General features: G+C 58.3%; 30 protein-coding genes. 2 read left to right on the top strand and 28 right to left on the bottom strand.

Annotated features, from left to right (window positions below; all coding sequences use genetic code 11):
• From VEZ38_RS17550 to VEZ38_RS17490, 13 genes are all read right to left on the bottom strand, one after another.
• Nucleotides 1–856, bottom strand: an 856-nt coding sequence (locus tag VEZ38_RS17550) for a lactate racemase domain-containing protein (protein ID WP_324895767.1), incomplete at its 3' end; no start/stop codon positions are given.
• 64 nt (nucleotides 857–920) lie between these two features.
• Nucleotides 921–1904: a 2-dehydro-3-deoxygalactonokinase gene (locus tag VEZ38_RS17545; RefSeq protein WP_324895765.1), complete on the bottom strand. Its 984-nt coding sequence runs from the start codon at nucleotides 1902–1904 to the stop codon at nucleotides 921–923.
• 7 nt (nucleotides 1905–1911) lie between these two features.
• Nucleotides 1912–2589, bottom strand: a complete 678-nt coding sequence (locus VEZ38_RS17540) for an RraA family protein (protein WP_324895763.1) — start codon at nucleotides 2587–2589, stop codon at nucleotides 1912–1914.
• 23 nt (nucleotides 2590–2612) lie between these two features.
• Nucleotides 2613–3263, bottom strand: a complete 651-nt coding sequence (locus VEZ38_RS17535) for a bifunctional 4-hydroxy-2-oxoglutarate aldolase/2-dehydro-3-deoxy-phosphogluconate aldolase (RefSeq protein ID WP_324895762.1) — start codon at nucleotides 3261–3263, stop codon at nucleotides 2613–2615.
• Nucleotides 3256–4272, bottom strand: a complete 1017-nt coding sequence (locus tag VEZ38_RS17530) for a C-terminal binding protein (protein WP_324895760.1) — start codon at nucleotides 4270–4272, stop codon at nucleotides 3256–3258. The genes VEZ38_RS17535 and VEZ38_RS17530 overlap by 8 nt, the downstream gene beginning before the upstream one ends.
• A 37-nt stretch (nucleotides 4273–4309) precedes the next feature.
• Nucleotides 4310–5593 (bottom strand): TRAP transporter large permease, encoded by a 1284-nt coding sequence (locus VEZ38_RS17525; RefSeq protein ID WP_324895757.1) that lies wholly within the window; start codon nucleotides 5591–5593, stop codon nucleotides 4310–4312.
• A gap of 15 nt (nucleotides 5594–5608) precedes the next feature.
• On the bottom strand, nucleotides 5609–6097 hold the full coding sequence (locus tag VEZ38_RS17520; RefSeq protein ID WP_324895756.1) for a TRAP transporter small permease: 489 nt from the start codon (nucleotides 6095–6097) through the stop codon (nucleotides 5609–5611).
• Nucleotides 6098–6171: 74 nt separating this feature from the next.
• Nucleotides 6172–7209, bottom strand: a complete 1038-nt coding sequence (locus VEZ38_RS17515; protein WP_324895754.1) for a DctP family TRAP transporter solute-binding subunit — start codon at nucleotides 7207–7209, stop codon at nucleotides 6172–6174.
• A 23-nt stretch (nucleotides 7210–7232) separates the two neighbouring features.
• Nucleotides 7233–7940, bottom strand: a complete 708-nt coding sequence (locus VEZ38_RS17510; protein WP_324895769.1) for a FadR/GntR family transcriptional regulator — start codon at nucleotides 7938–7940, stop codon at nucleotides 7233–7235.
• Nucleotides 7941–8096: 156 nt separating this feature from the next.
• Nucleotides 8097–8303: a hypothetical protein gene (locus VEZ38_RS17505; protein ID WP_324895753.1), complete on the bottom strand. Its 207-nt coding sequence runs from the start codon at nucleotides 8301–8303 to the stop codon at nucleotides 8097–8099.
• A 120-nt stretch (nucleotides 8304–8423) separates the two neighbouring features.
• Nucleotides 8424–10061, bottom strand: a complete 1638-nt coding sequence (gene groL, locus VEZ38_RS17500) for a chaperonin GroEL (RefSeq protein WP_324895751.1) — start codon at nucleotides 10059–10061, stop codon at nucleotides 8424–8426.
• 70 nt (nucleotides 10062–10131) lie between these two features.
• Nucleotides 10132–10413 (bottom strand): co-chaperone GroES, encoded by a 282-nt coding sequence (gene groES, locus VEZ38_RS17495; RefSeq protein ID WP_138194221.1) that lies wholly within the window; start codon nucleotides 10411–10413, stop codon nucleotides 10132–10134.
• 182 nt (nucleotides 10414–10595) lie between these two features.
• Nucleotides 10596–12959, bottom strand: coding sequence for a PAS domain S-box protein (locus VEZ38_RS17490; protein WP_324895747.1), 2364 nt, complete (start codon nucleotides 12957–12959; stop codon nucleotides 10596–10598).
• 266 nt (nucleotides 12960–13225) lie between these two features.
• Between VEZ38_RS17490 and VEZ38_RS17485 the strand changes: the two genes are divergently transcribed.
• A complete protein-coding gene (locus VEZ38_RS17485; protein WP_324895745.1) occupies nucleotides 13226–13927 on the top strand; it encodes a replication-relaxation family protein in 702 nt (233 codons plus the stop codon).
• Here the strand turns inward: VEZ38_RS17485 and VEZ38_RS17480 are convergent.
• From VEZ38_RS17480 to VEZ38_RS17430, 11 genes are all read right to left on the bottom strand, one after another.
• On the bottom strand, nucleotides 13922–15481 hold the full coding sequence (locus VEZ38_RS17480; protein WP_324895743.1) for a glycosyltransferase family 2 protein: 1560 nt from the start codon (nucleotides 15479–15481) through the stop codon (nucleotides 13922–13924). The two genes, VEZ38_RS17485 and VEZ38_RS17480, sit on opposite strands and share 6 nt — an antisense overlap.
• A 5-nt stretch (nucleotides 15482–15486) precedes the next feature.
• On the bottom strand, nucleotides 15487–16452 hold the full coding sequence (locus VEZ38_RS17475; protein WP_324895741.1) for an NAD-dependent epimerase/dehydratase family protein: 966 nt from the start codon (nucleotides 16450–16452) through the stop codon (nucleotides 15487–15489).
• Nucleotides 16449–17723: a nucleotide sugar dehydrogenase gene (locus VEZ38_RS17470; protein ID WP_324895739.1), complete on the bottom strand. Its 1275-nt coding sequence runs from the start codon at nucleotides 17721–17723 to the stop codon at nucleotides 16449–16451. Before VEZ38_RS17470 ends, VEZ38_RS17475 begins: the two co-directional genes overlap by 4 nt.
• The gene (locus VEZ38_RS17465; RefSeq protein WP_324895737.1) at nucleotides 17720–19255 is read right to left on the bottom strand and encodes a glycosyltransferase family 2 protein; all 1536 of its coding nucleotides are present in this window, start codon (nucleotides 19253–19255) and stop codon (nucleotides 17720–17722) included. Before VEZ38_RS17465 ends, VEZ38_RS17470 begins: the two co-directional genes overlap by 4 nt.
• On the bottom strand, nucleotides 19252–19449 hold the full coding sequence (locus tag VEZ38_RS17460) for a hypothetical protein (RefSeq protein WP_324895735.1): 198 nt from the start codon (nucleotides 19447–19449) through the stop codon (nucleotides 19252–19254). Before VEZ38_RS17460 ends, VEZ38_RS17465 begins: the two co-directional genes overlap by 4 nt.
• Nucleotides 19450–19476: 27 nt before the next feature.
• Nucleotides 19477–19908 carry a DUF2642 domain-containing protein gene (locus VEZ38_RS17455; protein WP_324895733.1) on the bottom strand — a complete coding sequence of 144 codons (432 nt, stop codon included), beginning with the start codon at nucleotides 19906–19908 and terminating at the stop codon, nucleotides 19477–19479.
• A 230-nt stretch (nucleotides 19909–20138) separates the two neighbouring features.
• A complete protein-coding gene (locus tag VEZ38_RS17450) occupies nucleotides 20139–20423 on the bottom strand; it encodes a twin-arginine translocase TatA/TatE family subunit (RefSeq protein ID WP_324895731.1) in 285 nt (94 codons plus the stop codon).
• A gap of 15 nt (nucleotides 20424–20438) precedes the next feature.
• Nucleotides 20439–21458, bottom strand: coding sequence for a molybdopterin-binding protein (locus VEZ38_RS17445; protein ID WP_324895729.1), 1020 nt, complete (start codon nucleotides 21456–21458; stop codon nucleotides 20439–20441).
• On the bottom strand, nucleotides 21455–21949 hold the full coding sequence (locus tag VEZ38_RS17440; RefSeq protein ID WP_324895726.1) for a MogA/MoaB family molybdenum cofactor biosynthesis protein: 495 nt from the start codon (nucleotides 21947–21949) through the stop codon (nucleotides 21455–21457). Before VEZ38_RS17440 ends, VEZ38_RS17445 begins: the two co-directional genes overlap by 4 nt.
• A 20-nt stretch (nucleotides 21950–21969) precedes the next feature.
• Nucleotides 21970–22428, bottom strand: coding sequence for a cyclic pyranopterin monophosphate synthase MoaC (gene moaC, locus VEZ38_RS17435; protein ID WP_324895724.1), 459 nt, complete (start codon nucleotides 22426–22428; stop codon nucleotides 21970–21972).
• Nucleotides 22313–23080 carry a 5-formyltetrahydrofolate cyclo-ligase gene (locus VEZ38_RS17430; RefSeq protein WP_324895722.1) on the bottom strand — a complete coding sequence of 256 codons (768 nt, stop codon included), beginning with the start codon at nucleotides 23078–23080 and terminating at the stop codon, nucleotides 22313–22315. Before VEZ38_RS17430 ends, moaC begins: the two co-directional genes overlap by 116 nt.
• 228 nt (nucleotides 23081–23308) lie before the next feature.
• Between VEZ38_RS17430 and VEZ38_RS17425 the strand changes: the two genes are divergently transcribed.
• Nucleotides 23309–25243 carry an ABC-F family ATP-binding cassette domain-containing protein gene (locus VEZ38_RS17425; protein WP_324895720.1) on the top strand — a complete coding sequence of 645 codons (1935 nt, stop codon included), beginning with the start codon at nucleotides 23309–23311 and terminating at the stop codon, nucleotides 25241–25243.
• Between the two features lie 130 nt (nucleotides 25244–25373).
• Here the strand turns inward: VEZ38_RS17425 and VEZ38_RS17420 are convergent, their stop codons facing one another.
• Genes VEZ38_RS17420 through VEZ38_RS17405 form a run of 4 tightly spaced genes read right to left on the bottom strand, consistent with a single transcriptional unit; the run spans nucleotide 25374 to nucleotide 26710 of the window.
• Entirely contained in the window at nucleotides 25374–25919 is a 546-nt protein-coding gene (locus VEZ38_RS17420) for a hypothetical protein (RefSeq protein WP_324895718.1), read from the bottom strand.
• The gene (locus tag VEZ38_RS17415; protein ID WP_324895716.1) at nucleotides 25912–26355 is read right to left on the bottom strand and encodes a hypothetical protein; all 444 of its coding nucleotides are present in this window, start codon (nucleotides 26353–26355) and stop codon (nucleotides 25912–25914) included. The genes VEZ38_RS17420 and VEZ38_RS17415 overlap by 8 nt, the downstream gene beginning before the upstream one ends.
• Before the next feature lie 9 nt (nucleotides 26356–26364).
• Entirely contained in the window at nucleotides 26365–26520 is a 156-nt protein-coding gene (locus VEZ38_RS17410) for a hypothetical protein (RefSeq protein ID WP_324895714.1), read from the bottom strand.
• 10 nt (nucleotides 26521–26530) lie between these two features.
• On the bottom strand, nucleotides 26531–26710 hold the full coding sequence (locus VEZ38_RS17405; RefSeq protein WP_324895712.1) for a hypothetical protein: 180 nt from the start codon (nucleotides 26708–26710) through the stop codon (nucleotides 26531–26533).
• Between the last annotated feature and the right edge of the window lie 101 nt (nucleotides 26711–26811).

The following is a 26811-nucleotide window of genomic DNA, read 5'->3' as shown; positions in this document are numbered from 1 at the left end:
CCGTGACGTTCGGGTCCATCCCTTCGCCGCTGATGTTCTTTCCGATTTCGTCGACGATGAGCACGTCGATGTCGTCGAGTAAAATTTTCGCCACCTGTTCCTTGGCAATGTTCAACAGCTGCTTCTCGCGGTTCAGGATCTCTCCCGGCTCGATCGCTTCGATCAGCATCGGCTCATCGAACGGATTCTCCACGATGGCCAGGCCGAATAACACGGGCGCTTTCTCCAAAAACACTTTCGCCGCTCGAGGGAGCAGCGCGTGGAACGTATCGAAGCCTTGTTTATGCAAGTACGTCGCGCCGACGTGCTTCCCGAGCCCGATGACCATCATCTTTACCAAACCGCTCTCGTACTCGCCTTTGAAGTCGGCATGCGGTTTGATCTTATTGATCACTACAATGCCGTCGGATTCGAAAGCGTGTTTATCGCAATAAACGGGAATGCCGTCTTCCAGCTCCCCGATCTGGACCGCTTCCATGGAGGAGAGGATCGGCACGCCCATCGATTGTTCCGTAATATTGTAGTTGGCAAGAAATTTCCGCTGCCCTTCGGCGGTCGCGCCGCCGTGACTGCCCATGGACGGAACGATGAACGGCTCGGCCCCCGCTTCCTTGAGGACGTCCACCACTTTCTTGGTCATGACGTCGATATGCTTAATGCCGCGGCTGCCGGCGGTGACGGCGATCCGTTGGCCCGCGAGATCTTTGGCGGCGATCCGCGCGCTCACTTCTCTTGCGATGTGGTCTTCGAGGTCGACAATCTGCTCGCGGCCGAACTTTTGTCTCACTTTCACCATCTTGGGCAATGCCTGATCGAACCCGCCTTCGATCGCGACGTTGATGTTCCCGATATTCATGTTGTCACCTCTTTACATAGATAAAGGTTTGGGGCTTACGCCCCAAACCATACCATTCTGATTATCATGTCCCTTCGGACAGTTGGATCATCCCGAAACCCGCCAAATCGTTCAGCGCGTCGCCGCTGACGACGCTGACCCGCTGAAACGTACGATCATGCGCGAGGATGCATGCCAACGCCTTGCTAAGGATCTCTTTCCCCGCAATGACGATCGAGGCATGCTCGGGAGCTTCGATCGCTTCGCTGTGCTTAAGCGCCTCGAGATCATCCGCCAGCACGGCGCCCAACAAGAAATTCGCCTTCTCGTTCACGGTGGCGTCCGTGAATTGATCCAAGATTCGCACCGTGAAGCAGGTACGGGCGAGACCGGCGCGGCGGCTGGTCTCGAAGCCCTTAAGTACGTACGATGGATCGAATTCGGTCGCCATCGATTTCTGAAGCGCGTTCGAGATTAACGTATTCCGGGTAATCTCCGAGATCAATTCGCCCGCCAGCGAAGTCACGCATCCGGTAATGCGGTTCTGTTCGTCGATAGAGACGATCTTGGTATGCGACCCGGGCAGGATGAGAACCGCCGGTCCCTGCATATTCAGCCGGCGGAGGAGGCCGAAAGCCTCGACCTCTTCCCCGCGCATAATGTCCATCGCCTCGCAGTTATCGAGCGTTACGTTCGACACTGGGTTCTTAATCCCCGGGGCAAACCAAATTTCCTTTTCGACCACATCGGCAATGAGGCGGGGAACCAGCGCCTTCGCCAAGTCCTGCATGCTTACGGGCGCAACCAAGTGAGGAATTTCCACTAAGCCGACGTTGGAAGTAATCATGCCGGAGGCCAGGATGGTAGTAACGTCGTTCAACGCAATGGAATGCTCGGACAATACCGTCTCGATCAGCTCCCGCAGCGTCGCCTTCAGCCGTTGGTTATGGCCGTCCTTCGCCGTATCCCGCACCCCGACCTCGCGGGAAACCCTTCCTACCGCCTCGCCGTCTTTCCAGAGCGTCACCCGGCTGTTCGTTGTCCCGGTATCCAGTGTAAGAATAAACATGACTGCGTTAAATTCGGCCGAATTTGGCCAGGAGCTCTTCCACCGTTGCGCCCCTCAGAATTTCTTCGCGCGTCGCAGCTTCTTTGTCGGCTTGTTCGCGCGCTCGCGTATACACTTCCGCCAAATCTTTATAAGGCACTACAACGACGCCGATTTCGTCCGCTACGACCAAATCTCCGGGATTAACGATCACGCCTCCGCATGTAATCGGAACATTGATTTCGATCGGCTCTTTCCGGCCGGAATAGGCGGTATGCGCCGCACGCGGGCCGCATACCTTCGCGGAAATCGGGAAGTCCAGCATCCGCGCCTCATCCGTATCGCGGCAGCTTCCGTCGATGACCGCGCCGACGACGCCTGCGTTCCTCGCAAGCCCGGACATCAAGCCCCCCCAGATCGAGGTTTCCGTCTCGCCGAACGCGTCGATGACGATAACGTCGCCCGGCTTCGCGATTTCGAATACGCCGAGACAATCTACGATATCCCCGGCCGTCAACCTTACGGTAATGGCCGGCCCGATAATTTTCTTATCCGCCGCCTTCGGCTTCATGTCGTGACGCATCACATTGTCGCGCTCCATCGCGTCGCCGACGACGCAGGACAAGGACCACACGTCTTTCATTTCTCGGAACGGCGCAATCAAGCTCTCATCGATCGTCGGTCTTGGATTCATTACATATTTCATAGTTGGTTCCCTCCGTGGTTTTTTTATTTTGTATTTTGTAGAAAACGCTTCGCTGCGGCGGTAATCTCCTCGAACGCTTCCGTTTCGATCGCGTGCTTAAGCACTAAATTTCCGCCAACCCCGACCCCGGACATGCCGGAATCGAGGAAGTTCTTCACATTGTCCGGCGTGACTCCGCCTACGGCGAGCATAGGAATGTGCCGCAACGGCGCCATCAGCGCCTTAATAAACGGGATTCCGAGCTCGCCCGCGGGGAACAACTTGACGAAGTCCGCCCCCGCCGTATGCGCGGTTACCGCCTCCGTCGGCGTCAGCGCCCCCGGAATAGAGAGCTTCCCCAATTCCTTCGTCTTTCGAATCACGTTCGCGTCGACATGGGGAGAAATCATATATTGCGCGCCCGCCTCCGCCATCGCCGCGACTTGTTCGGCCGTTAGAACGGTCCCTGCCCCTACGCAAATATCGCTGCCGAAATGGCTCGCGATCGCCTGGATCTTTGCAGCCGTTCGCTGTACCGCATCGGCTTGATCCTGATCGATCGTCACTTCCACAAGCCGAATGCCTCCGTCATACAACGCCTTCACCGTAGGAAGGATTCGCGACGCCTCGACCCCGCGAACGATCGCGATCACTTTATGCTCCAGGACTTGATCTTTTACCTGGCGACTATCCATTGCGAACGGTCTCTCGGACAGGCGGTTGCTTCGGCTTCACGAGATTCGGCGGCGTCTGTCCCAGCAGTACCGCTTTCACATTTTCCGCGGCCGTCCGCCGCGCTTCGTCCAAGGAGGCCTGCGATACGTAAGCCGAGTGCGGCGTAATAATGCAATTATCGAGCGTAAACAACGGATTCATGTCCGGCGTCCAATCTTTCACCTTCGCCGGCTCCTCTTCCGTATCGTCAAGTCCGGCCGCAACGATCCATTTCTCCGTTAGCGCCTTGTACAACGCTTTGTTATCCACGACCTTGCCGCGGGCGCAATTAATGAGGATGGCATCCCGACTCATTTTTCTTAACGCCTCTTCATTAATGAGGTGATGCGTCTCCGGCGTATACGGGCACATGACGTCGACAATGTGCGACGTGCTCAGCAGCGTGTCCAGATCGACTTTCTTGACTCCGCATGTCGCCATAAAGCTTTCGGATACGTACGGATCGAACGCCACGAGGTTGAAGCCGAATACGGAAAGCTTTCGCGCCATGTTTTGAGCGATGCGGCCGAAGCCGACCAACCCGAAGGTCATATCTCTCATCCGATGGATCGGGGCGTACCAGTCGCTCCAATGCCATCTCCCTTCATGCGTCGCTTGGTTGTACGCGGGAATCGCCCGAATCAAGGTGAATGCCATCGAGATGGAGTGGTCCGCCACTTCCTCGATGCAGTAATCCATGACGTTCGTGACGACCATCCCGTACGCATACGCCGCCTCCACATCCACGATGTCGGTTCCGATCCCGTATCGGGCGATCACTTTGCAACGGCTCAGCTTCTCGATCGTCCCCCGGGGAATCTTCGCGTACTGTTGAAGGATCGCATCCGCATCCTTCGCCTCCTCCGCCAGATTTTCCCCCGTATTGCATTGCAACCCGATCACTTCCGCGCCGATCGGCTCTAGGACGCTTCTTTCGATATCGATATTCGGAAAGTCGTAATCGCTGATGTACACTTTAAATTTCGTCATGGCGCTCTCCCGTCCTATCTATATGGTTTATGGGTAATTACCCGGTAATAAACTTCGTCAACGTCAACGATATCGCAGGCACATACGTGACCAGCAGCAGAAGAAGGAGCATCACGAAGAAATACGGGATGATCGCCCTCGATATTTTTTCGATGGAAAGCCCGCTAATGCCGCTTGCGACGAAAAGATTGACGCCGAGCGGCGGCGTGCAAAATCCGATCGCCAAGTTCACCGTTAAGATGACGCCGAACAAGATCGGATCGACGCCCATCTGCATGACGACGGGAAGCAAAATCGGCGTCAGGATAATGATCGAAGCCACGGTCTCCATGAACATGCCGACGATCAGCAAGAAAATATTGATGATCAAGAGCAGTACGATCTGATTGTCCGTAACATTCGTTAAGAAATTCGCAAGCTTCACCGGCACTTGCTCCAAAGTAAGGAGCCGGCCGAACGTGGATGCGAACGCGACCAGGGCTAACACGGTCGCAGAAGTCAGAGACGACTTCATGAACACTTTGAAAATGTCCTTCACCTTCAAATTCCGGTAGACGAATACCCCGACGAACAAGGAATAAAATACGGCTACCGCCGCGGCCTCCGTAGGCGACATCACGCCTCCATAGATGCCTCCTAGGATAATGAAAGGGGCCAGCAACGCCCAGACGGCATCCTTCAAGGTTCTCCCGACGTTAGACAGCGAAAACCCCTGATGATCCGATTTGAAGCCCGCTTTCTTATACAAGAAGTAGGCCATTATACTGAAACCGGCGGCGAATAACAGGCCGGGCACGATTCCCGCGATAAACAGGACGCTTACCGATTGCTCCGCGGAGATACCGTACATAATGAAAGGAATGCTGGGCGGAATCAGAACGCCGATCATACCGGAAGCGGCGGTCAGCGAGGTGCTGTATTCCTTAGAGTAGTGGCGCTTCTCCATCTCCGGAATCATATTGGTTCCGATCGCCGCGACGGTAGCCGGCGAAGAACCGGATATGGCTGCGAAGAAGGTGCTTGCCAAGACGTTAACGTGGGCGAGTCCCGCTCTGAAGTGGCCGACTAAGGAATCCGCGAAAGCGATAATCCGTTTCGATAGCCCGCCGGAGTACATCAAATCTCCCGCAAGAATAAACAACGGCACGGCTAAGAGGGGGTACGAATCCACCGCCGTTACGACCGAACGAGCTTGAAAGACCAAGGTCGAGGTTCCGAACAGCATAATGAAGATCATCGACGACATCCCGAGCGAAATCGCGATAGGAACGCCGAACGCGATGAAGAAAAGCAATAATCCGAACAAATATAGAGCTTCCACTTCGTTCTCCCCCCTTTACTTCGCGCCGGTCTCGAGCATGCCCCGAATATCCTGGATGGAGTTCTGAACGAGCCGGAAAATCGATAACGCCGCGCCTACCGGCGCCGAAGCGTAAAACAACCACATCGGGTATCCGAGCAGCAAAGAGCTCTTATTTTGAACGGCCGGGTTCAGCAGCCATTCCAAACCGACCTTCGCCAGCATGATGAAGAACGCCATGATCAGGAGGTTAACAACGATGCCGTGGACCTTCTGACCGGCGGCGGGCAAACGTTCGACGAGCGCCGTTACGCTGATATGCTTCCGCTCCTTGAACGCATAGCTGATCCCGATCCATACGAAGAACACGAACATCAACAACACGGCTTCCGACGCCCAAGCCAAAGCGGTTTGGATGAGAAACAGCATCGCTACGTTAATAATCATCAACCCGCTGAACAGCAGCAATAAGGTGGCGGTTAGGACCTTTTCTATGTTTTCGTTCAACCATCTCAATGGCGTCAAGCTGTCCACCCCGTTTCATAAAATCGGTACTCTCGGCAGGAGGGCCTGCCGGAGAGTACCGGACCAATGCTCGCTTACTTGCTTGCCGCCGCGATCGCCTGTTTGAACGCATCGAACGCCTCGGCGCCAAGCTCTTCGCGGTAATGCTCCAACGTCGGCTGCGCCGCATCGATGAACGCCTGCTTCTCGGCCTCCGTCAATTCAATGACTTCCGTCTTAAACTGCGTATTATTCGCGATCTCCTCAAGCTGCTTGCTTTCTTCTTGAGCGATCAATTCCAACTGATAATCGAATGCCTGATCGAACGCCGCTTGAATTTCTTGCTGCTCTTCGCTCGACAAGCCGTTCCAGAACTCGAGATTCATCACCGGGACATAACCCGTATAAACGTGACCCGTCAGGGTAAGATAGTCCTGAACCTCATGGAATTTCTGCGCATGAATGTGCGCGATCGGATTTTCTTGTCCGTCGAATCGACCCGTGCTCAAGTTGTTATACAATTCGGCGAACGGAGCGCCTTCTGCGGTTGCCCCAAGATCGTTCCAGAGGTACACGTGCGCAGGAACCTGCATCGTTCGAAGCTTTAACCCGGACAGATCGGAAGGCTTGCGAACGGGAAGCTTGCTGTTCGTCAAGTGCCGGAGACCGTTCTCAAGGTAGCCAAGCCCGTACAAGCCGTCATCGTTCAACTCGGCGAGCTGCTTCTTTCCCCATTCCCCTTTCAGCGTGTTGACGGCCGCTTCCCTGGACGGGAACACGTACGGCAGCTCGATCAACGCCATCTCCGGAGCCTGATCCGTCAAGAAGGAGGACGGCGGCGTCGCCATCGTAAGGTCGCCCGTTTGCACGTTCTCGATCATTTCGGCGTCATTCCCGAATTGGGAGGAAGGGTAAATTTCTACTTGAAAATGTCCCGCGCCCTCCAACGTCTCCGAAAACTTTTCCCAAGCCCGGTGCATATGGTACGATTCGCTGGCTCCGTGGCCGATTTTGATCGTCTTGACCGTTCCGTCGGCTTCGGCTCCTTCTCCGTTGCCCTGCGTCTGCGTGCCGCATGCGGTAAGCGTAAGCGTTAACATAAGACCTAATAGTACGGTTGCGTTCTTTTTCATGTTCTGTAATCCCCCATTGATGTTTATAATTGTTTCTGTTCCGCGTCCCGTAGTTTTTTCAACGCTTCTTCCAAATGCCGCTTCATAAAGAGCGCCGCCAACTCTGCGTCCTTCTTCTCGATCGCCTCGATGATGGCTTGATGGTAGTACATTGCATTATCGGGACCGACATCGTAATACATCTGCTTAATATTGAACTTCAAAATACTGGTTAATATTTCGCTGATCGTGATCACCATGGCATTCTTCGTACCTTTGGCAAGCAGATCGTGAAAATCGTAGTCGAACAAATAAAATTTACTCGGATCTTCGTAGTGCGTCTTCATTTGCTCATAGGTTTCCTTAAGTTGGTCTACGATATTCTGGTCGTAATGCTGAATGAGCAAGTGGACGTTCGCAGGCTCGAACAAAATACGGAATTCCAGGATCGTAGCTAGGTCGCTCTCGCCTAACGTCATAATCGGAACCAAGCTCTGAAGCAAGGTAGCCGGCTTCACTTCGCTGACGATCGTCCCCGAACCTTGCTTCTTCACCAGTAAACCGAAGGCGACTAATTTCTCCAACGCTTCGCGAACGGAAATCCGGCTGACCTCTAATTCCACCGCAAGCTGGTTCTCCGTCATAATCTTCGTTCCGGGGGACCATTCCTTAGAGATGATTTTGTTCATGATGTAATCGTAAACCTTCTCGTTAGGGCTTCCAGAGTGGACCAGATTATACACCCCCTGCATATGTTGTATGATATATTTTTTATTGTTGTAAGACAACTTGTTTGTCCACATCACAAAAATACCACATGAAAGCGCTATTGTAAACGGTTTTTATTAATAAACTTCTTAATTGGTATTACCACTTTTAAATTTATCAACAAATGTTGTATTACAACATTAGGGGAGAAGCACTTTGCGGAACGTGTAAAACGCCTTCGCTCCGAGACATTTCGCCGCATCCTCCAAATTACCGTCGTTACTGTTCTCGAACCGAATCATGACGGACGGCATGATCAGCGTAGCAACCCCCAGAATAAGCGCAAGCAGGGCGGTTAAATCGCGGGACGTCATACTTTTCGAAAAGGTCAGAATCATCGGCGTCATGGTATGGACTCAACGCGTCGCCCCCCTGGTGTTAGTGATATGAAAATAAAAAAAGATCCCCCGGAAGTTTCCTTCCGAGGGATCTCGACGCGCCGGACCGAAGCCCGCTGCGTTACAAACTTACATCATGCCGCCCATACCGCCCATGCCGCCCATGTCCGGCATGCCGCCGCCGGCGCCCTTCGGCTCCGGCTTGTCGGCGACGACCGCTTCGGTCGTCAGGAACATCGCCGCAACGGATGCAGCGTTCTGCAATGCGGAACGCGTTACCTTCGTCGGGTCGACGATACCTGCGTCGAACATGTTGACCCACTCGCCCGTCGCCGCGTTGAAGCCCGTGCCGAGCGGCTCCTTCTTCAGGCGCTCCACGATGACGGAGCCTTCGAGGCCTGCGTTGAACGCGATCGTCCGAACCGGCTCTTCCAGCGCGCGAAGCACGATGTTGACGCCCGTTTGCTCGTCGACGTTGTCGCCCTTCACTGCCGCCACAGCGTTATATACGTTCACGAGCGCCGTGCCGCCGCCGGAGACGATGCCTTCTTCTACCGCTGCGCGAGTAGAATTCAGGGCGTCTTCGATGCGGAGCTTCCGCTCTTTCAATTCCGTCTCCGTCGCCGCGCCGACCTTGATGACGGCTACGCCGCCGGCCAGCTTCGCAAGGCGCTCTTGGAGCTTCTCCTTATCGAAATCGGACGTCGTCTCCTCGAGCTGCGCGCGAATTTGGTTCACGCGAGCTTGGATGTCGTTCTTGTCGCCTGCGCCGTCGACGATGATCGTGTTTTCTTTCGACACGCGAACCTGACGAGCGGAGCCGAGTTGATCGACGCGAGTCGACTTCAGGTCGAGACCGAGCTCTTCCGTGATCACTTGCGCGCCCGTCAGAGCGGCGATATCCTGCAGCATCGCTTTGCGGCGATCGCCGAAGCCCGGAGCTTTCACGGCTACGCAAGTGAACGTGCCGCGGAGCTTGTTGACGATAAGCGTCGCTTGCGCTTCGCCTTCCACGTCTTCCGCGATGATGAGCAATTGCTTGCCGGATTGAACGACCTTCTCGAGCACCGGAAGAATCTCTTGGATGTTGGAGATTTTCTTGTCCGTGATCAAGATGTACGGGTTGTCGAGCACGGATTCCATCTTATCCGTATCCGTGATCATGTACGGCGAGACGTAACCGCGGTCGAACTGCATGCCCTCGACCACTTCGAGCTCCGTCGTGAAGCCCTTGGACTCTTCGACCGTGATGACGCCGTCGTTTCCGACCTTCTCCATCGCGTCCGCGATGAGCTGACCGACTTCCTCGTCCGCCGAGGAGATCGCCGCGACTTGCGCGATCGATTGCTTGCCCTCGATTTGCTTGGAGATCGACTTCAGCTCTTCGACCGCCGCGCGAACGGCTTTCTCGATGCCTTTGCGAACGACCATCGGGTTGGCGCCGGCCGTTACGTTCTTCAGACCTTCGCGGATCATCGCCTGCGCGAGAACCGTAGCCGTCGTCGTGCCGTCGCCCGCGACGTCGTTCGTCTTCGTAGCGACTTCTTTCACGAGCTGCGCGCCCATGTTCTCGAATGCGTCTTCGAGTTCGATTTCCTTCGCGATCGACACGCCGTCGTTCGTGATGAGCGGGCTGCCGAACTTCTTCTCGAGCACGACGTTGCGGCCCTTCGGTCCGAGCGTCACCTTCACTGCATTGGCAAGCGCGTCCACGCCGCGGAGCATCGAGCGGCGGGCTTCTTCGCTGAACTTAATTTCCTTCGCCATCGTAATTTCTACCTCCTAGAGTTCTGTATATCCTGAAAATGCTTCGAGCTTCCCTATGTGTAAACCGCGATTAGCCAAGAACGGCGAGGATGTCGCTCTCCCGCATGATCAACAGCTCGCGGCCTTCGAATTTCACTTCCGTGCCGGCATATTTCGAGAAAATCACGCGGTCGCCTTCCTTCACGTCGAGCGGAATGCGCTCGCCGTCTTTGTAGGCGCCTGCGCCGACAGCGACGACTTTGCCCTCTTGCGGCTTCTCCTTCGCCGTCTCCGGCAGCACGATGCCGCTGGCGGTCGTTTCCTCCTTGGCGATGGCTTCGATCACTACGCGATCTCCCAAAGGTTTGATCATGACAAAATGGCCTCCTTCAATATGGTTCTCCAGTGTTTTCCGCTTTGTTAGCACTCGCGGTCGGCTAGTGCTAACACTCACGATTCAAATTTTACTCATTTCCCGAATCGATTTCAAGAGGATGGACAAACTTTTTTTCCGGCATTTGGCACCTTCCCCATTGTGTCCTGTCCCAAGGCAATTTAATCCGCCGCATCGGGAAATAAGACCAGGATTTGATTTCTATCGTTGATCCCAAGTTTCGTAAAAATATTGCTGATATGATTTTTCACCGTATGCTCGCTAATTTCCAGATGCGATGCGATTTCTTTGTTGCTCATCCCTTGTTGGATGAGCCGAATGACTTCCTTTTCGCGCTTGGTGATTTTCGTTTCGTGGGCTTCCCCCGGTTCGTCTAAATGTCCCTCCTTGTCGTTCACGGTTCGGTTCGATGTTCCGAGACGGGTCGCATCGATCGAGATGCCGAATACGCCGACGATCGTCGTCCCTTCGACGACCGGAAAATTCGTGACTTGAAGCGGGACCAGCCCCCCGTCTTTGCGTTGAATTCGAATATCGTACGTCAAGGATATCCCTCTTGCCGCTTGCTCGAAGTTCGCCTTCGTCTTCTCCAGATCGTCCGGCCATATCACTTTCTCGAACGACTCTCCCAACAGTTCTTCCGCATCGAAACCGGTCAGGCTCTCCAGCCCGCTGTTCAATCGCACGAAACGGCCCTCTAGATCTAAGCAGCATACCGATCCCGGATAATAATCAAATAAAAACTCGAACTTTTGGTTTTCGTCGTACAAGAAGGCAAGAGGTCGTTCCGCCTTGGATATGTGCGCCATGAAGATCACCTTCGCTTGGTCATGATGCGCGCTCGCTGCCAGCATCATATCCATGGATACCCAGCTTCCTGTCTTATGCAGTAACCTCACTTGGATTCTGCAAGGCGTGTTCAACTCGCTCGCGTTGCGAATGCGAAGAAGGAATAGTTTCGCGTCCTCCGGATGAAACAGCTCGAGCAGCGGATCGCCCAAGATGTCGTCCGGCTCGTAACCGAGCAAATAGGTTACGGTCAAGCCGACGAATTCGAAAGTCAACGCCTGATTGAGGACGCCGGCGATGGCGTCTTCGCGATGACCGTCCGTCAAGGCGCCGTTTTCCAAAGTACTGATCATCTCGAGCAAGTCCGCGCACCTTTCCAACCACGCCTCCTCCCCGCCGCCTGCGTAATAGGGGCTTCCCCCCCCTTTCCTAGTCAAGGAGATTCGGCCTATACAGACGCCATCCATCGTCTTAATCTCCCGAGTCATGGGGTTAGCGGTTGCCTGCGTCTCAAAGGCGAGTCTCCGCGTCGCGGGCTCGAATCGAATGGTCGCGTCCGGAAACAGCGTAGGCGTTACATGTTCCAGGATCGAGAGCAGCAGACGCCAAGGCAGACCGGATACGGTCAGCAACGATAAGGGCTTGAATAAGCTCGCGATAGCGCGGGTCGTCTTTACATCCGTAATGTCCCGCAAGAACGCCACCCGGCGCGTCTCTCGGCCATGAACCTCGATAGAACGGATGCGCGCCTGGGCAAGACGAAATCGTCCTTCGCGCACGAATTTCCATTCCTCCTCGTTGTCGTCGAAGCTCGTTCGCCGGACGCGGCCCATAACCACTTGTCCCAAGGGCGCGCCCAACAATTCCTTCCTAGGCATTCCTAACAGCACGCAGGCTTGTTCGTTGACTTCCGCGATCGTTTGCGCCGAGTCGGCCCGGAGGATCAAGATCGCGTCTTTGGCATTGGAGAAAATGCCGGCGTACATTTTATGTTCGATTTCCAGCCGTTGCAGCCGTTCCGAAACCCGGTGGAGAATAAAAAAAGCCAGAAACGTGATCGCGAAGATCGTGCCGAACACGATCGCGACGACTTTGGCGAGCCCCGACTCGTCCAGCGCGGTTCCCGATAAATCGCCTTGCGCCTGCGCCGCGAGAGGAATCATTCGGGCCCCTTCGATCGCAAGCGCATGCATGCCGTTGATCGATACGCCAAGCAGAACGGCGCTCCAGACGGAGCGATAACGAAGTCGTCGGTAACGTTCGTAGATGAACAATCGGAATGCTCCGTAGTTGGCTGCAAGCGAGAACAAAATCGAACCGAACAATAAGGCATAGTCGTAGACTAAAATCGCGTTCATGTTCATGGCGGACATCCCGACGAAATGCAAGGAACTTATACCCATCGTGACGACGACCGCGCTCACGAAGCTTCGGACGCCCTCCGGCAGCGGGAACGATACGGCAACGAGCGCCGCATACGCCGATACGATCGTTACGAACAAGGAAACGTAAAGCAACGCTCCGTCATAGACGATGTCCAGCGCTCCGAATCGGCTTCCTAGCATCGCCACATAGTGAACGGCCCATGTTCCGGCTCCCATGACGGCGGCGCCCATGAATAACAGACAAAGCTGGAGTTCTCTGATTTTACACCTGCACTTCGTCGTCACGTCCAGCGCGAATAACGAGCATACGACAGAAATCGCGAAAGAAACGATAAGCAAGCCGGTATCCATGTTGTCCGTTCCCTCCCTCGGGTCATTACAATATATTTGATGCCGTCGGGGGATATACCCATGAAACCGCAGGCGAAAAATAGCTACACCATGACTAGCCCTCTGAGCATATGTATATAGTGCTTCCGCAAGTTCCCTAGGAACACGCCGGGCCAGCGTAGGAAAAACGGCGGCCGGCCAAGGAAAACAAGGAAAAACGAGTAGTGTCGAGGGGTGAACAAATGAAGAAAGATTCCTTATCCCCCGGATTACAACCGAGTTCGCCGATGAGCGATCGAGAGCATGGCATCTTGCTGGCCTTGGCCCGCCTGCGCTTCATGTCCACCCGGCAAATTCATCGGTTGTACGGTTATGCCGGCAACCATGGCATCAGCGTGACCCGAAGAAAATTGAACGATATGGAGCGGTTCGGATGGGTAAAGTCTTGGCAGCCGTCGAAATACGAGCAGAAGATATATTACATATCCAAACGCGGCGCGCTCGAGATGGAATATCGGCACGGGGTCGAAGGCATCAAGTCGTTTCGAAAATCGGAAAAGTCGATTCACTTTACCTTGATCGCCGAGGTGTTCGTTCAATTGCAAACGGCGGAAGCGGGAATCCTCCGCGCATTCGAAGTGGAGCCGAAATTCGGGGGGCTCATTCCCGACGCGTACATCGAATTTGCATTGGATTCCCGTCCCGTCAAGCTGTTTCTCGAGGTGGACCGAAGCACCGAAAGCGCCGGGTACCTACGGGATATTAAAATGGAGAAGTATCGCCATTATTATATGACGCCCGAGCGGCCGGACGCCCTTCCGGCGCTTATGATTCTCGTCGATACCGAATATCGCAAGTCGCTGTTCCGGCGAATTTCCGAGCAATACCGGCTGCCCGCGGCCAGCTTTACGATCGACGAATGGATCATATCCCCGTTGTCCTGCGTGAAGCAGACCGCCGCCTCGCTCCGGAACGCGCCTCCCTCATAGACCCGCTAAGTTCAGGTTCCGATCATGCCGCCCGAACAGACCTCTGTCTCCCGCCGCTTGCGTTAACGCATGAATGCCTTCGATATGGTCTCCGATGATGCGCTCCACGGCCGGGGGGTGACCGACGGCGGCGAAGTGCTCCTCGGGTCGAATTCGATTCATGCGGTCCACTTCCGTACGCGCGACGTTGGCCGCCGAACAGCCGAGAAGCAACGCTTGAACTTGCGCCTTCACCGGAGAGAGGAATGCATCCCTGCCGATCCGATCGGCCGCCGTCCGGTGCACGGCGTGCGGCACGGCGATGAACGAGCCGACGCCGAGCGGTTTGCGATCCAGCGCCAGGTTCACCCCGTATTTGCAAGCGGTGACCACATTGTAAGGGAAACGAATGTCCAAATAGTGGTTCAGGTCGTTCAGCGCGAGATCGATGCCGGTCGACACGGCTTTCGCATACGGGTAAAGCTGCGCGGCGGGGATCGCGAAATCGCCGTCGATAAAGAGCAGCACGTCTCCCGTCGCCGCCATCGCCCCGATCGCCCGGCCGACATCGTTCCCGAGCCGTTCCGCAAAATGAAGCACCGTCGCCCCTTCCTCGATCGCGATCGACGTCGTCCGGTCCTTCGATCCGTTCACGACGACAATAATTTCCGCCGGCTCGATTTTCCTTGCCTCGCGGATGACCGCGCCGATCGTCGCTTCCTCGTTTTGCGCCGGAATGACGACCGACAACTTCTGTCCCCCGTACAGCGCGGAAACCCGTTGCCTTCGCATCTTGGCGACGACTGGCATCCGAAGCGCGCCCGACTGGATCCGCTTGACGATATCTCTTCTTCTGCCGCCGTCGCTAAACCCGCCCCGCGGATCGTTCCATACGGCCGAGAGCGCCGCGAGATGATCCCCGATAATGCGCTGCTCGGAGTTCGAGAGCCGGCCCGCCGGCGCGTCATGCTGCTCCGGCCGATACCGGTTGTTCGCGATCACGTCGATGGAGCGGGTGCGGTCGATCCGAATCGAAGCGCCTGCGGCGAGGAGGTGCGCGTGGATCGGATTCGCGAGCCGGGCGTATCCGACGGCTTGCGCCGCCTCCTTCGTCATGGCATGCGGGATCGAAAGCAAGGAATCGATATTCAGATCGTCTCTTCGGACCATGGCGTTCGCGATTTGTCTCCAGACGGTCGTGCTGTGCGGCCGACGCTGCCGGGCGAACAACGGATCCATGTTGTTCAATACGACGTCCGCCCGGCCGGCGGCGATCGGCTCCAAGAAGTCGCGCAGCTCCCCGGACCGGATCGGCACGTCGGCGTCGAGGAATAACAGGATATCGCCTCGGGCCGCCTTAGCCCCGACCGCTCGCCCGACGTCATGACCGAGGGGGGCTGCAAACTCGAGCACGCGGCAGCCCAGCCTCCGCGCGATCGCCGCCGTATTGTCGGTGCAGCCGTTGGCGACGACGATGATTTCCAATGGATTTACATGTTTGCATGCCGTCACGACGTCGTACAGCGTACCTGCTTCGTCTTTAGCAGGAATAATGACAGAGAGGGTTCGGACCACGGCGTTCACTCCCCTTGCGCGCGTCGGTCGTTGTCGCGGTACCACTGCACGGTCCGAACGAGGCCCTCCGTCAAAGCCGTCCGCGGCGCGAAGCCGAGCAGCGACTTCATCTTGGCCGTCCTCGGCAGCCGCCGCGGAATTTCTTCGAACCCGTACGGGTATACCGTCTCGTGAGGAATCGTGACGATATTCGACGCGCTGCCCGTGACCAGCTTGATCCGCCGGGCCAACGCCATAATCGGAATTTCCTCATCCGTGCCGATGTTGATAATTTCTTGATCCGCTTCCGGCCGCAGCGCGCGAACGGTCGCTTCGGCCGCATCGTCGACATACGTAAAGCAGCGGGTCTGGTCGCCGCGTCCGTACACCGGAATGTCCTCGCCGGCCAGCGCCGCGCGAATGAATTTCGGCACGACGCCGCCGTACGGTCCCTCCTTCTGTCCCGGGCCGTACACGTTGAAATACCGGACGACGGTAACCGGCAGCCCTTTCCTTCCGTATCCGAGGCATAGGAACTCCTCGACCAGCTTCGCCGTCGCATAGCTCCAGCGCAGCTTTCTCGTCGGGCCGTACAGCAGATCGTCGTCCTCGGCGAAGGGGGGCTTGCCTTTGCCGTACACTTCCGAGGAGGAAGCGAATACGACCTTCTTGCCGTATTTCGATGCCGCCTGCAGCACGTTCATCGTGCCTTGCAGGTTGTTCTCGATCATCTCCGCGGGGGCGCTCATCGTCGTCTTCACCCCTAATCGGGCGGCCAGATGGAATACATAGTCGTGCCCTGCGACCAGCTGTTCGACGAGCGCGCCGTCCGTCACGCTGCCCTTCACGTAACGAACGTTCGGAACGATCCCGTGCCCGATATGCGAATCCAGTACGGTCACTTCGTGGCCCTCGGCCAGCAACCGGCGAGCGACATGAGAGCCGATAAAGCCGGCTCCGCCCGTCACCAAACTTTTCGACGTCTTCGTCATGCCGTATCCCCCCCGGCCGTACGGCGCAGTACTCCGCGCGTATCGACGATGCGCTTCGCATGCTTTCGGACCATCGTCCAATCGATGTCGGAATGATCCGTTAAGATAACGACCGCGTCCGCGGATCGAAGGAGCTCCGGGGTCAGCTTTTTCGAAACGTATTTCTTTCCCCCCACTTTGACGTCGGATACGTGCGGATCGCAAAATTCCATCTGGTATCCGTCGCCCGCCAAGCGGGCGAACACGTCGACCGCCGACGACTCTCGAATGTCGTTCACGTCTTTCTTGTATGCCAGACCGATCGCGAGCACCTTGCCCTTGGATGCTCCGCAACCGGCAGAGCCGATGCTCCGCGCGACCCGTTCTGCGATACGGCGAGGCATCTCGGCGTTAATGCGGTGCGCGGCGCCGATCAGTCTGCTCATCTGTCCGAACTGCTTCGCTTTCCATTGGAAATACAGCGGGTCGACCGGGATGCAATGACCGCCGATGCCCGGACCCGGCCAATACGGCGTGAAGCCGAACGGTTTCGTCGAAGCCGCCTGCAGCGTCTCCCAAAAGTCGATGTCCATTCGCTCGCAGATGAGATCGATCTCGTTGACCAGCGAAATATTGACCAGTCGTTGAATGTTTTCGAACAGCTTGCACATCTCCGCTACCTTCGGATGGCTGACCGGCACCGTCCGGCGAAATAGGCGGCTGTATAAAAGGTTCACTCGTTCCAGGCACGCTTGCGTCAATCCGCTGACGACCTTCGGGATCGCCTCGATGGGGAAGGCATGGTTCCCGGGGTCGATCCGTTCCGGGGAATACCCTAAATAATAATCCGTCCCGACCTGCAAGCCGCTCTCGTTCAAGATCGGCAGGATGACTTCCTCCAGGGTGCCGGGGTACGTGGAGCTCTCGAACACGACCGTCTGTCCGGGCCGCAAATGCTTCGCGACATACATAGACGCCCGCTTTACGGCGGTAAGATCGGGATGACCTTGCCGATTCAGCGGCGTAGGCACGCTAACGATAATATATTCCGCCTCTCGAATCGCGTTCGAGGGTACGGCCGCCTCGAAGGTTCCGGATTGCGCCGCTTGTTTTACGGCGTCGTCGGGAACGTCCGGAATATAACTCTTTCCGGCGTGCAGCATCCGAATTTTTCGTTCGTCTTTATCGAAACCCTGTACGGGGAAACCTCTTCCATGAATATGAATGGCGAGCGGCAGCCCGACATAGCCGAGACCCACCACGGCCACCTTCCAAGGCAAACCTTCGTTCACCGCAAATCCCTCCCGAGTTGATCTAAGATGTCCCGATTTCGTCTTCCGTCGAAAAAGCCGCCCCGGCGATCCGTTCGCCGAAGCACGTAGTCGATCGCTTCGACATGATCCCCGACGATGCGCTCGAAAGCCGGTACAGTTCCGTTCCGAAGCGCATGCTCCGGCCGGATTCGATTCGGCGCGACCACGTCGACGTAATGGACGTTGCGTACGGCGAAGCCGTCCATGATCGCTTTCGCTTGCGCCAGCGGCGGGATCATGAGACTGCGAAAGCCGATCGCCTCGACGACCCTCCGATGCATCGCATGCGGAACGGCGGTCAGCGAGCCGTTGAGCAGCTCCGGTCTACGCAAGCAACAATTGAGAAAATATTTCGCCGCGCTGATGGGATCGAGCGGCATCCCCTCGCGGTAGCAAAGCACCGACAAGTCGTTGAGCGCTACGTCCAGTCCCGATTCTACGCGCTCGATATACTTTCGCAGGTCTTCGGAAGGTACGACGAAGTCTCCGTCGATAAACAGCAGTACGTCTCCCGTGCTGAAAGCCGCGCCCACGGCTCTGCCGACGTTATGGCCCAGCCGCTCGCGGAACACAAGCACGTTCGCGCCGACTAACATCGCCCTCGCGACCGTCTCGTCGTCCGCTCCGTTCGCCACGACGACGATCTCGTCGACGCCCGCGCGTCTGGCTTCCCGTACGACGGCTTGAATCGTGTCCCGCTCTTCGCCGACCGGAATAATGGCGCTTCGCTTCGCCTTCCGCGGCCGATCGGGCACGGAATAAGATTGGAGGAACTCGCGTTTGCGAGCTCCGTCCGTCAATCCCGCCCGGGGGCCGAATCGGCCGATCGCGTAATGAATGGCTTCCAGATGGTCGCCGAGGATGCGTTCGGTCGATTCGGGGAAGGGCGAATTCCCGTGTTTTCGGCTGTGCATCAACCGTGGCTTATTCGAGTAGACAACGTCTACGGCGCCTGCGTGGCAGATCGAGAGCCTGCGTTCGATCGCAATGGCTTGCGCTAACACAGGGGTGGCCAGATGGCGCCAACCGATCGTTCGCAGCGCCTTCCGGCTTAACGCATGCGGGATGGCGAGTAACGAGTTGCCCGACAAATCGATCCGCTGCAGCATGCGATTGAACACTTTCTTCGCCAGCGTCGTATAATGCGGTAAGCCGGTAGCGTTCAGCCATGACAAGTTGTTCAATGCGATGTCGCATCCGTTCTCGATGGCGGCGACGAACGGCTGCAGACGTTCGGCGGGGATCGGAATGTCGCCGTCCAAAAACAACAAGACGTCTCCGCGGGCGAAGTGCGCGCCGATGGCTCTCCCGATGTCGTTACCCAGCGCTTGCGGGTAATCCAATACCGTGCAGCCCATCTCCCGGCAAAGCTGAACGGTTCCGTCCGTCGAACCGTTCGCCACTACGATGATTTCGAGCGGAGACAGCTTCCGAACCTCTTTCAGGACGGCGACGATCGTGGACGCTTCGTTTTGCGCCGGAATGATGACGGAAAGCGACCGGCGGCTCATACAAAAAATCTGACGTAGGCGATCGTTTCCAAACGCACGGTTACGTCCTCAGCTCCGCCATAACCGGGATATTGGGCGACGCGCACCGTCGCGGTCGACTCGGTGACGGCGACGAGTACGCCGGAGATCGTTTCCGCGGACGTCACCACTTGGGCGCGTTCGTTCAGATGATCGCGCAGTTCGTTTTCAAACATAATGCATCTTCCTCTCCTTCTTTAATTTTACAAAGGCTGAATGGCCTCGACGTTGCGGAACGGTACGACCAGAATCGTGCTCGGCGTTTCACGGACGACCATATAGTCCGTACCGACCTCGATCAGCGTGCCGCTCACGGCGCCCGCCGACGTCTCGACCTGAACCGCTTCGTTCACCAATCCAAGAGCGATTTCCCGAAACGGTTCGTTGTTGGCGACGGCTCCTCGAATAAAATTCGCGAACCGGTCGGAATACAACTCCCGGCGAAGTTCGCTGCGGACGTTGCGGCGAATGTCCCGACGGGCCTTCCGCAAGTCCCGGCGAATTCGGCGTACGCCTCGGCGGATTTCCGAACGAATCGCTCGAACCGCCCGACGGCTCGAGCTCGAACCGGAACCTCCTCCCGCTTTTCGCACGTTGGCTTCGCCCTTTACGCTGCCGTTAAAGGTTACCTTCATGTTGCACGTTCTCCTTTCCGTGGGTGGTTTGGGTTTGAACGTCTTTGCTCGCGCGTTCGGCTTTCGACTCGCTCGCCTTCCGTTCTGGATTCACTGTATGTACCGGAGCGATTGCGGGTATAGGTGAACGTTGGAATTGACTGAAAATTGAGGAATGTGTCCTGATAAAAAAACGCCGGAACGCAAAAAAAGGCGTTGCCGCTATTGGCAACGCCTTGCGTCGATGTTTTTTATTCGGGCAACCGCTTGTCGTCTTTCTTCGAAGCCTCCGTCGCTTCGGCATGCTTAACGGCCTCGGCGGCGCCGCGCGGCGCCGCGTCGGACGCGTTCGCGCGGATGGCCTTCTCCGCTTCGAGTTTGTCGTCGTCGTCCTTAAGCAGCTCCTTCGTGCCTTCTTTGAATTCGCGCAGCGTGCGGCCGAAGGCGCGGCCGAGCTCCGGCAGCTTCTTCGGGCCGAACAGGATGAGCGCGAGCACGACGATCAGGATGATACCCGGCAAACCGATATTTTGCATGGCGGTATCGCCTCCTTAAGATTTGAGCAAGCCGCCGTAGCCCATCCGCACGATGTCGGCGCGTTCGATGCGCTCCCCGGCGCACACGCGGGGGAGGAGCGCGTCGAACGAGGTGTACGGCTCGTAGATGACGGCGCCCGGCAAGCCGAAGATCGGGGTGCCGCCCGGCAAATAGCCGAACAGCATCATCGAGCCGGGCAGCATCGGCGTCCCGTAGGACACGACGTCGGCGCCGGCCTGCTTGATCGCGCCCGGCGTTCGGTCGTCGGGATCGACGGACATGCCGCCGGTGACGAGAACGAGGTCGACGCCGGCTTTGAGGTAATGGTCAATATGCGCGACGATGCTTGCGGTGTCGTCCCGCGAGAAGCGCTGCTCGACGACCTCGGAGCCGAGCGCCGCCAGCTTGTCGCGGAGCACGGGGCCGAACTTGTCCTCGATTCGCCCGCTCGCCACCTCGCTCCCCGTCGTGACGACGCCGGCCTTCAGGCTGCGGAACGGCTTCACGGCGACGATCGGCGCGGCGTTCGTCCGGTACCGATGCTGCTGCGCGAGCGTCTCGAAGCGGGCTACGGTCGCCTCCTCGACGACGAGCGGGACGACCCGGGTCGCCGCCAGCGTCGAGCCCGGCCGCACGACGGTATTGTTTACGATCGTGCTGAACACGACGTGCTCGATCTCGTTCGCCATGTGGACGAACGTCTCGTCGATCTTCGCGAGGCCGAGCGCGGACGCCTTCAGCGCGACCTTCCCTTCGCTCGGCTCGGTGAGCTCGATATGGTCGCCCGCGGTCGCTCGCGCCATGCGCAGCGCGGCATCCTCCTCATGCACCCAGCCCTCGGGCACGTCCAAGATGTAGATGTGCTCTTTGCCGATGTCGAGCAGCAGCGGGATGTCGCTTTCTTCGATGACGTGCCCTTTGGCGAAGGCGCGGCCTTTGAACTCGCCCGGCACGATGCGCGTCAGGTCGTGGCCGAGGCGCAAGCCGACGGCGTCCTGCACGCGGACCTCCTTCAAGATACGGTCGGGCTTCATTCCTCCGGCTCGCCCCCCTTCCCGGACAACGCCTGCATCGCCGCCTCGAGATCCGGCATGATCGACAGCATCGCGGTGCTCACGCCTTTCGGCTTGCTCGGCAAGTTAACGATCAGGGTGCGCCCCCGGCGCCCCGCCGTCCCGCGAAACAGCGCGGAGCGGATGTTCCGAGACGCGAGGTGCGCGCGGATGAGCTCTCCGAAGCCCGGGATCTCCGCCTCGACAACCTGCTTTGTCGCCTCCGGCGTCACGTCGCGCGCTTGCAGCCCCGATCCGCCCGTCGTCAAGATGAGGTCCGCCTGGTGGTAATCCGACATCTCGATCAGCGCCGCCATCACCTCGTCGGTCTCGTCGGGGACGACGCGATCCTCGACGATCTCCCCTTGCAACTCTTCCTCCACGAGCTCCCGAATGACCAGCGCGCTCGTCGACTCCCGCTCCCCCCGAGCGCCCCGATCGCTGGCGGTCAGTATCGCCACTTTCCATCGCATGGTTTCTCTCCCCTTCGTATTTACGCGTTCCGGTAGAAATCCCCGCTTTTGCCTCCCGTCTTCCGTTCGAGCCGCGTCGGCCCGATCGTCATCGCCTTGTCCATCGCTTTACACATGTCGTAGACGGTAAGCGCGGCGATCGACGCCGCCGTCAGCGCCTCCATCTCGACGCCCGTGCCGCCGGTCGTCCGGACCGTCGCTTCGATCCGCAGCGTCTCGACGCCGTCGTCCTCGAATGCGATGTCCACGCCCGTAATCCGAATCGGATGGCACATCGGAATGACGTCCGGCGTCCGCTTCGCGGCCATAATGCCCGCGACCTGCGCCACCGCGAGCACATCGCCCTTCGCGGCGGTGCCGGCTTTAATCGCTTGCAGCGTCTCCGGCCGCATGACGACCGCGCTCGTCGCCGTCGCCGTCCGTACCGTCTCCGCTTTGTCCGAAATATCGACCATCCGGGCCCGGCCCTGTTCGTTCATATGCGTAAATTCCATTCCCGCGTCCCCCCGTCCTGCAGTCTACGATCCCTTCCTCGGTAATCAGGAAGCGGACCTTCGCGTCGTGCGGCTCGGTCGGCACGACGTCCACCACTTGCGCCGCGTAAGCGGGCGCGGCGACCACGATCGCGCCGGACGCGACGTCGGCGCGATGGTGAGCGAGGAGGCGGTCGTAGTAGCCTCCTCCATAGCCGAGCCGCCCGCCCGCGGCGTCGAAGGCGAGCCCGGGGACGAGCAGCAGCGTCCCCGGAGCAAGCGGGGCAGTCGGCGCGTCCGGCCCCGGCTCCCGAATGCCGTACGCCCCCGGCACCAAGCATTGCTCCCCTGCGATCTCCCGCAGGGTCATCTCGCCGGCGGCGGCGTCCACGCGCGGCGCCGCCACCGGAATGCCGCGCGCCCAGCACCAGCGAGCGAGCTCCATCGCGTCCGCCTCCGAGCGGAACGCCGCATAGACGGCGAGCCGCAGCGGCCGCTCGCCGTCCGCGCCGGCGCCCCAGGCGAAGGCGCCGCGCGCCCATGCGTCGATCGCGTGCGCCGCGATTCGAAGCGACAAGTCCGCTCGGACCTCCTGCGGAATCGCGTCCCGCGCCGCCGTCATGCGCCGGCGCAGCGCTTGTTTCCGTTCGCTGATCATCGTGCCGCGGCCTCCCCCGTGATGCGCGTCGTCCATAACTTTCTATATATTGTACCATACATGGGGACAGGGGCTGCAATGGAGCCCGAGGCGCAGGCCGAACGAAACGCCCGCCGAGGCGCGCGGCTTGCCGGCCCTCGCGGCTGCGCGGCCCGAACGACTAGCGCCGCCGCGGCGATTCCGATACACTGAAAGTAGCGATTTTTGGGGAACGCGGAGGGACTTATCATGTTATTGCAAGCGTCCGGGATCGGAAAGCAGTATGGCGCGACCGTCGTGCTGTCGAATATTCATCTACAAGTGGGGGAACGCGAGCGGATCGGACTCGTCGGCGCCAACGGCGCGGGCAAGTCGACGTTGCTCCGCATCTTGGCGGGGGAGACGTCGCACGACGGCGGGCAGCTGTTTTTCGCGAAGGGCACGACGCTCGGTTACCTCGCCCAAGACAGCGGGCTCAGCTCCGATCGGAGCATCGCGAACGAGATGCGGGCGGTGTTCTCCGAACTGCTCTCCATGGAGCAGGAATTGCGAGAGCTCGAGGCCCGCATGGCCGACCCCGGTCTTGCGGCGGACGCGGCCGCGTACGAGCACGTGTTGGCGCGATACGCTTCGCTGTCGGAGACGTTCCGCGAGCGGGACGGCTACGCGATAGAGGCGACGATTCGCGGCGTCCTGCACGGCATGGGCTTCGGGGACATGTCGCCGGATACGATCGTCTCCACGCTGAGCGGCGGCCAGAAGACGCGCCTCGCCCTCGCCCGGCTGCTGTTGCAAAAGCCCGACCTGCTCATGCTCGACGAGCCGACGAATTACCTGGACATCGAGACGCTAACCTGGCTCGAGTCGTACTTGCGCGGCTACCCGGGAGCGGTGCTCGTCGTATCGCACGACCGCTACTTCCTCGACGCGCTCGTCGACGTCATATACGAAATCGAGCGAACCTCGTCGAAGCGCTACGCAGGCAACTACTCCCGGTTCGTGGAGCAGAAGGCGGCCGATTACGAACGCAACTTAAAATTGTACGAGAAACAACAGGACGAGATCGCCCGCATGGAGGATTTCATTCGCCGCAACATCGTTCGGGCGACGACGACGAAGCGGGCGCAAAGCCGGCGCAAAATGCTCGAGCGCATGGACCGGATCGACCGGCCCTCCGGCGACTTGAAGAAAGCCTCGTTCAGCTTCGAGGTCGACCGGATCTCCGGCAAGGAAGTGCTGGAGGTTCGAAACCTCGCCATGTCTTACGACGGCGGAAAGACGTATTTGTTTCGGGACGTCGGGTTCGAGCTGCGCCGCGGCGACGCCGTCGCCCTGATCGGTCCGAACGGCATCGGCAAATCGACGCTGCTGAAAGCGTTGGTCGGCGAGATGACGCCCGCGGCCGGCGCCATTCATTGGGGGACGAACGTAACCATCGGCTACTACGACCAAGAACAAACCGGTCTTACGCCGAGCAACACCGTACTCGAGGAGGTGTGGAACGAGTACCCGCACCTGGAGGAAGTTCGTATCCGCACCGTGCTGGGGAACTTCCTCTTCAGCGGGGAAGACGTCACAAAGAAAATTCACTCGCTCAGCGGCGGCGAGAAGGCGCGTGTGTCCTTGGCCAAGCTCATGCTCAAGAACGCCAACCTGCTCATATTGGACGAGCCGACCAACCATCTCGATTTAACGAGCAAAGAAGTGTTGGAATCCGCCCTGCTCGACTATGAGGGAACCCTGCTGTTTATTTCGCATGACCGCTACTTCTTAAACCGGATGGCGGAGCAAATCGTCGAGCTGCATCCGAACGGCGTTCGACATTTCCTGGGAAATTACGACGATTTTCTCGAAAAACAGGCCGAAAACGCGGAGCTTTCGGCAGCGAAGGCCGCTTCGGGATCGAAAGCGGTCGAATCCGCCGCCGCTTCGGGCGCCCCCGCCTCCAATTACGAGGCGGATAAGCAATCGAAGCGCGAGGAACGCAGCCGCCAGCGCCGTCTCGAGCAGCTGGAGGGGGAGATCGCCTCCGCGGAACAAGAGCTCGCCGCCTTCGAGGAGCGGCTCACCGACCCGGAAGTTTACAACGATTATGTCGCCATACAGGAGCTCCAGACATCTATCGATTGTCGAAAAGCGGAATTGACCGCCAAATATGAGGAATGGGAAGCTTTGCTGCAATAGGGCTCCCCTCGCACAGCTTATCCACAATTTTGGGGTAAGTGGTTGTGGATAATGTGAATAAATAATCATTTATGGCGTTAAATTCACGTTTTTTTATGTGGATATCCTTGTCCGGCCTGCCCTGTCCGACCTATCGGAAGCGGACGCTCGCCACGCTGGAAAGCACCACGGGTTCGAGCCGTCCTCGAACCCGTTGATGCACTTCGACGATCGCCACGACGGAAGGACCGTAGACGGTCACGTCGATCGTCCGCCGCGTCTCCGTATCGGTTCCCTCGTCGACGACGACCGTCCGCGCGACGGTCGCGGGATACGTTCCGGCCGACACGAATTCCAGCATGTGCACGACAGGCGCTTGTTCGAGCCGACCGCCCGCGACCGGTTCGCCCTCGGCGTCCAGACCGAAATTCAATCGAAGGAAACGGCGGAATTCGTCCCGCCCGGCCGATTCGTCCCAGCTCAATCGGCCGTACATCGCCTCGTCGAGGTTCACATGCGTCGCGGCCGCGTGCGTCGCGCGGTCGAGCGCGAGCTTTGATTTTGTTTTATTAGCGGATTGCAGCATCCAATCGATCGATGTCGTCAGGAGCAATACGGCGAACACGGCGCCCAGCAGGGCGAGCAGCAGCACATGCGCCCCTCCGCGTTCGTCCGCTCGAACCCGCGCCCTACTCATACGCTTCGCTCTTCCCATGCAGGACGACGCGGTACATTCCTTCTTCTTCCGCAGCTCCGCCACCCACCAAAGCTAGGAGCCGGCCGACGCCCGGCGCCGGATACGTCACGACGACCGTAATCGCGGCATTCGGCTCGTCCCTCAGCACCTTTACCGCCGTACTGCCCGCGAAGGACGGATACGTGATCCCGCCCCTCGTCACCGGCTCGAGCCCCAGCGCGGCCAGTCTTTCGGTCGCTGCGGCGATGACGGCCGGACTCACGTACCCGATCGACTCGGCCTCCTTCAACGCGTGATTCGCGACGACGTTCAGATGCGTGCCTTTCATCATAAACACAAAGAACGGCACCCCCGCGAAGCATAGGAACAATAATAAGGGACAAACAAACAACGTAACGATCAGCGTGTCCGCGCCGCCTTGCTCGTTTCGGATCATGCGCGCGCCCTAATCCGACACGTAGTCGAAGCTGCGCACCGACTGCAGCACCGAATCATGTCCGTTGCGAACGGCGTCGGTGACGCCCGCGCCGCCTTGAAACACGTATAAAGCAAGGCCGAACACTAGCACCAGCATCGCAAGAGAAACCAACAGCTTTGCCATCGTTCGCCGGTTAAGGAGTCGTCGACGTGACGGCGCCGCTCGTGCTGTTCACCCCGAGATTGGCGTTCGACAGCGATGCGCCGATGTCGCCTCCGCGGTCGACCACCTGGGTCGCGACGCCGTCGCCGACGACAATGACCGCCCCCAACAATAGCACGCATAATGCCAAAGCTACTCCGATTTTACTCATGTCAAATTCCTCCTTCAGTTTCGATTCATCACGGATTTCGTCGGCTCGGGCTTACCGAGCTTGCCCGGCCTATCATGCTTACATGCCCGCATGCCATGCAT

Origin of the sequence: Paenibacillus sp. (genome assembly GCF_035645235.1) — a bacterium.
Classification (GTDB): domain Bacteria; phylum Bacillota; class Bacilli; order Paenibacillales; family YIM-B00363; genus Paenibacillus_AE.
This window is presented reverse-complemented; position numbering and strand designations above follow the sequence as displayed.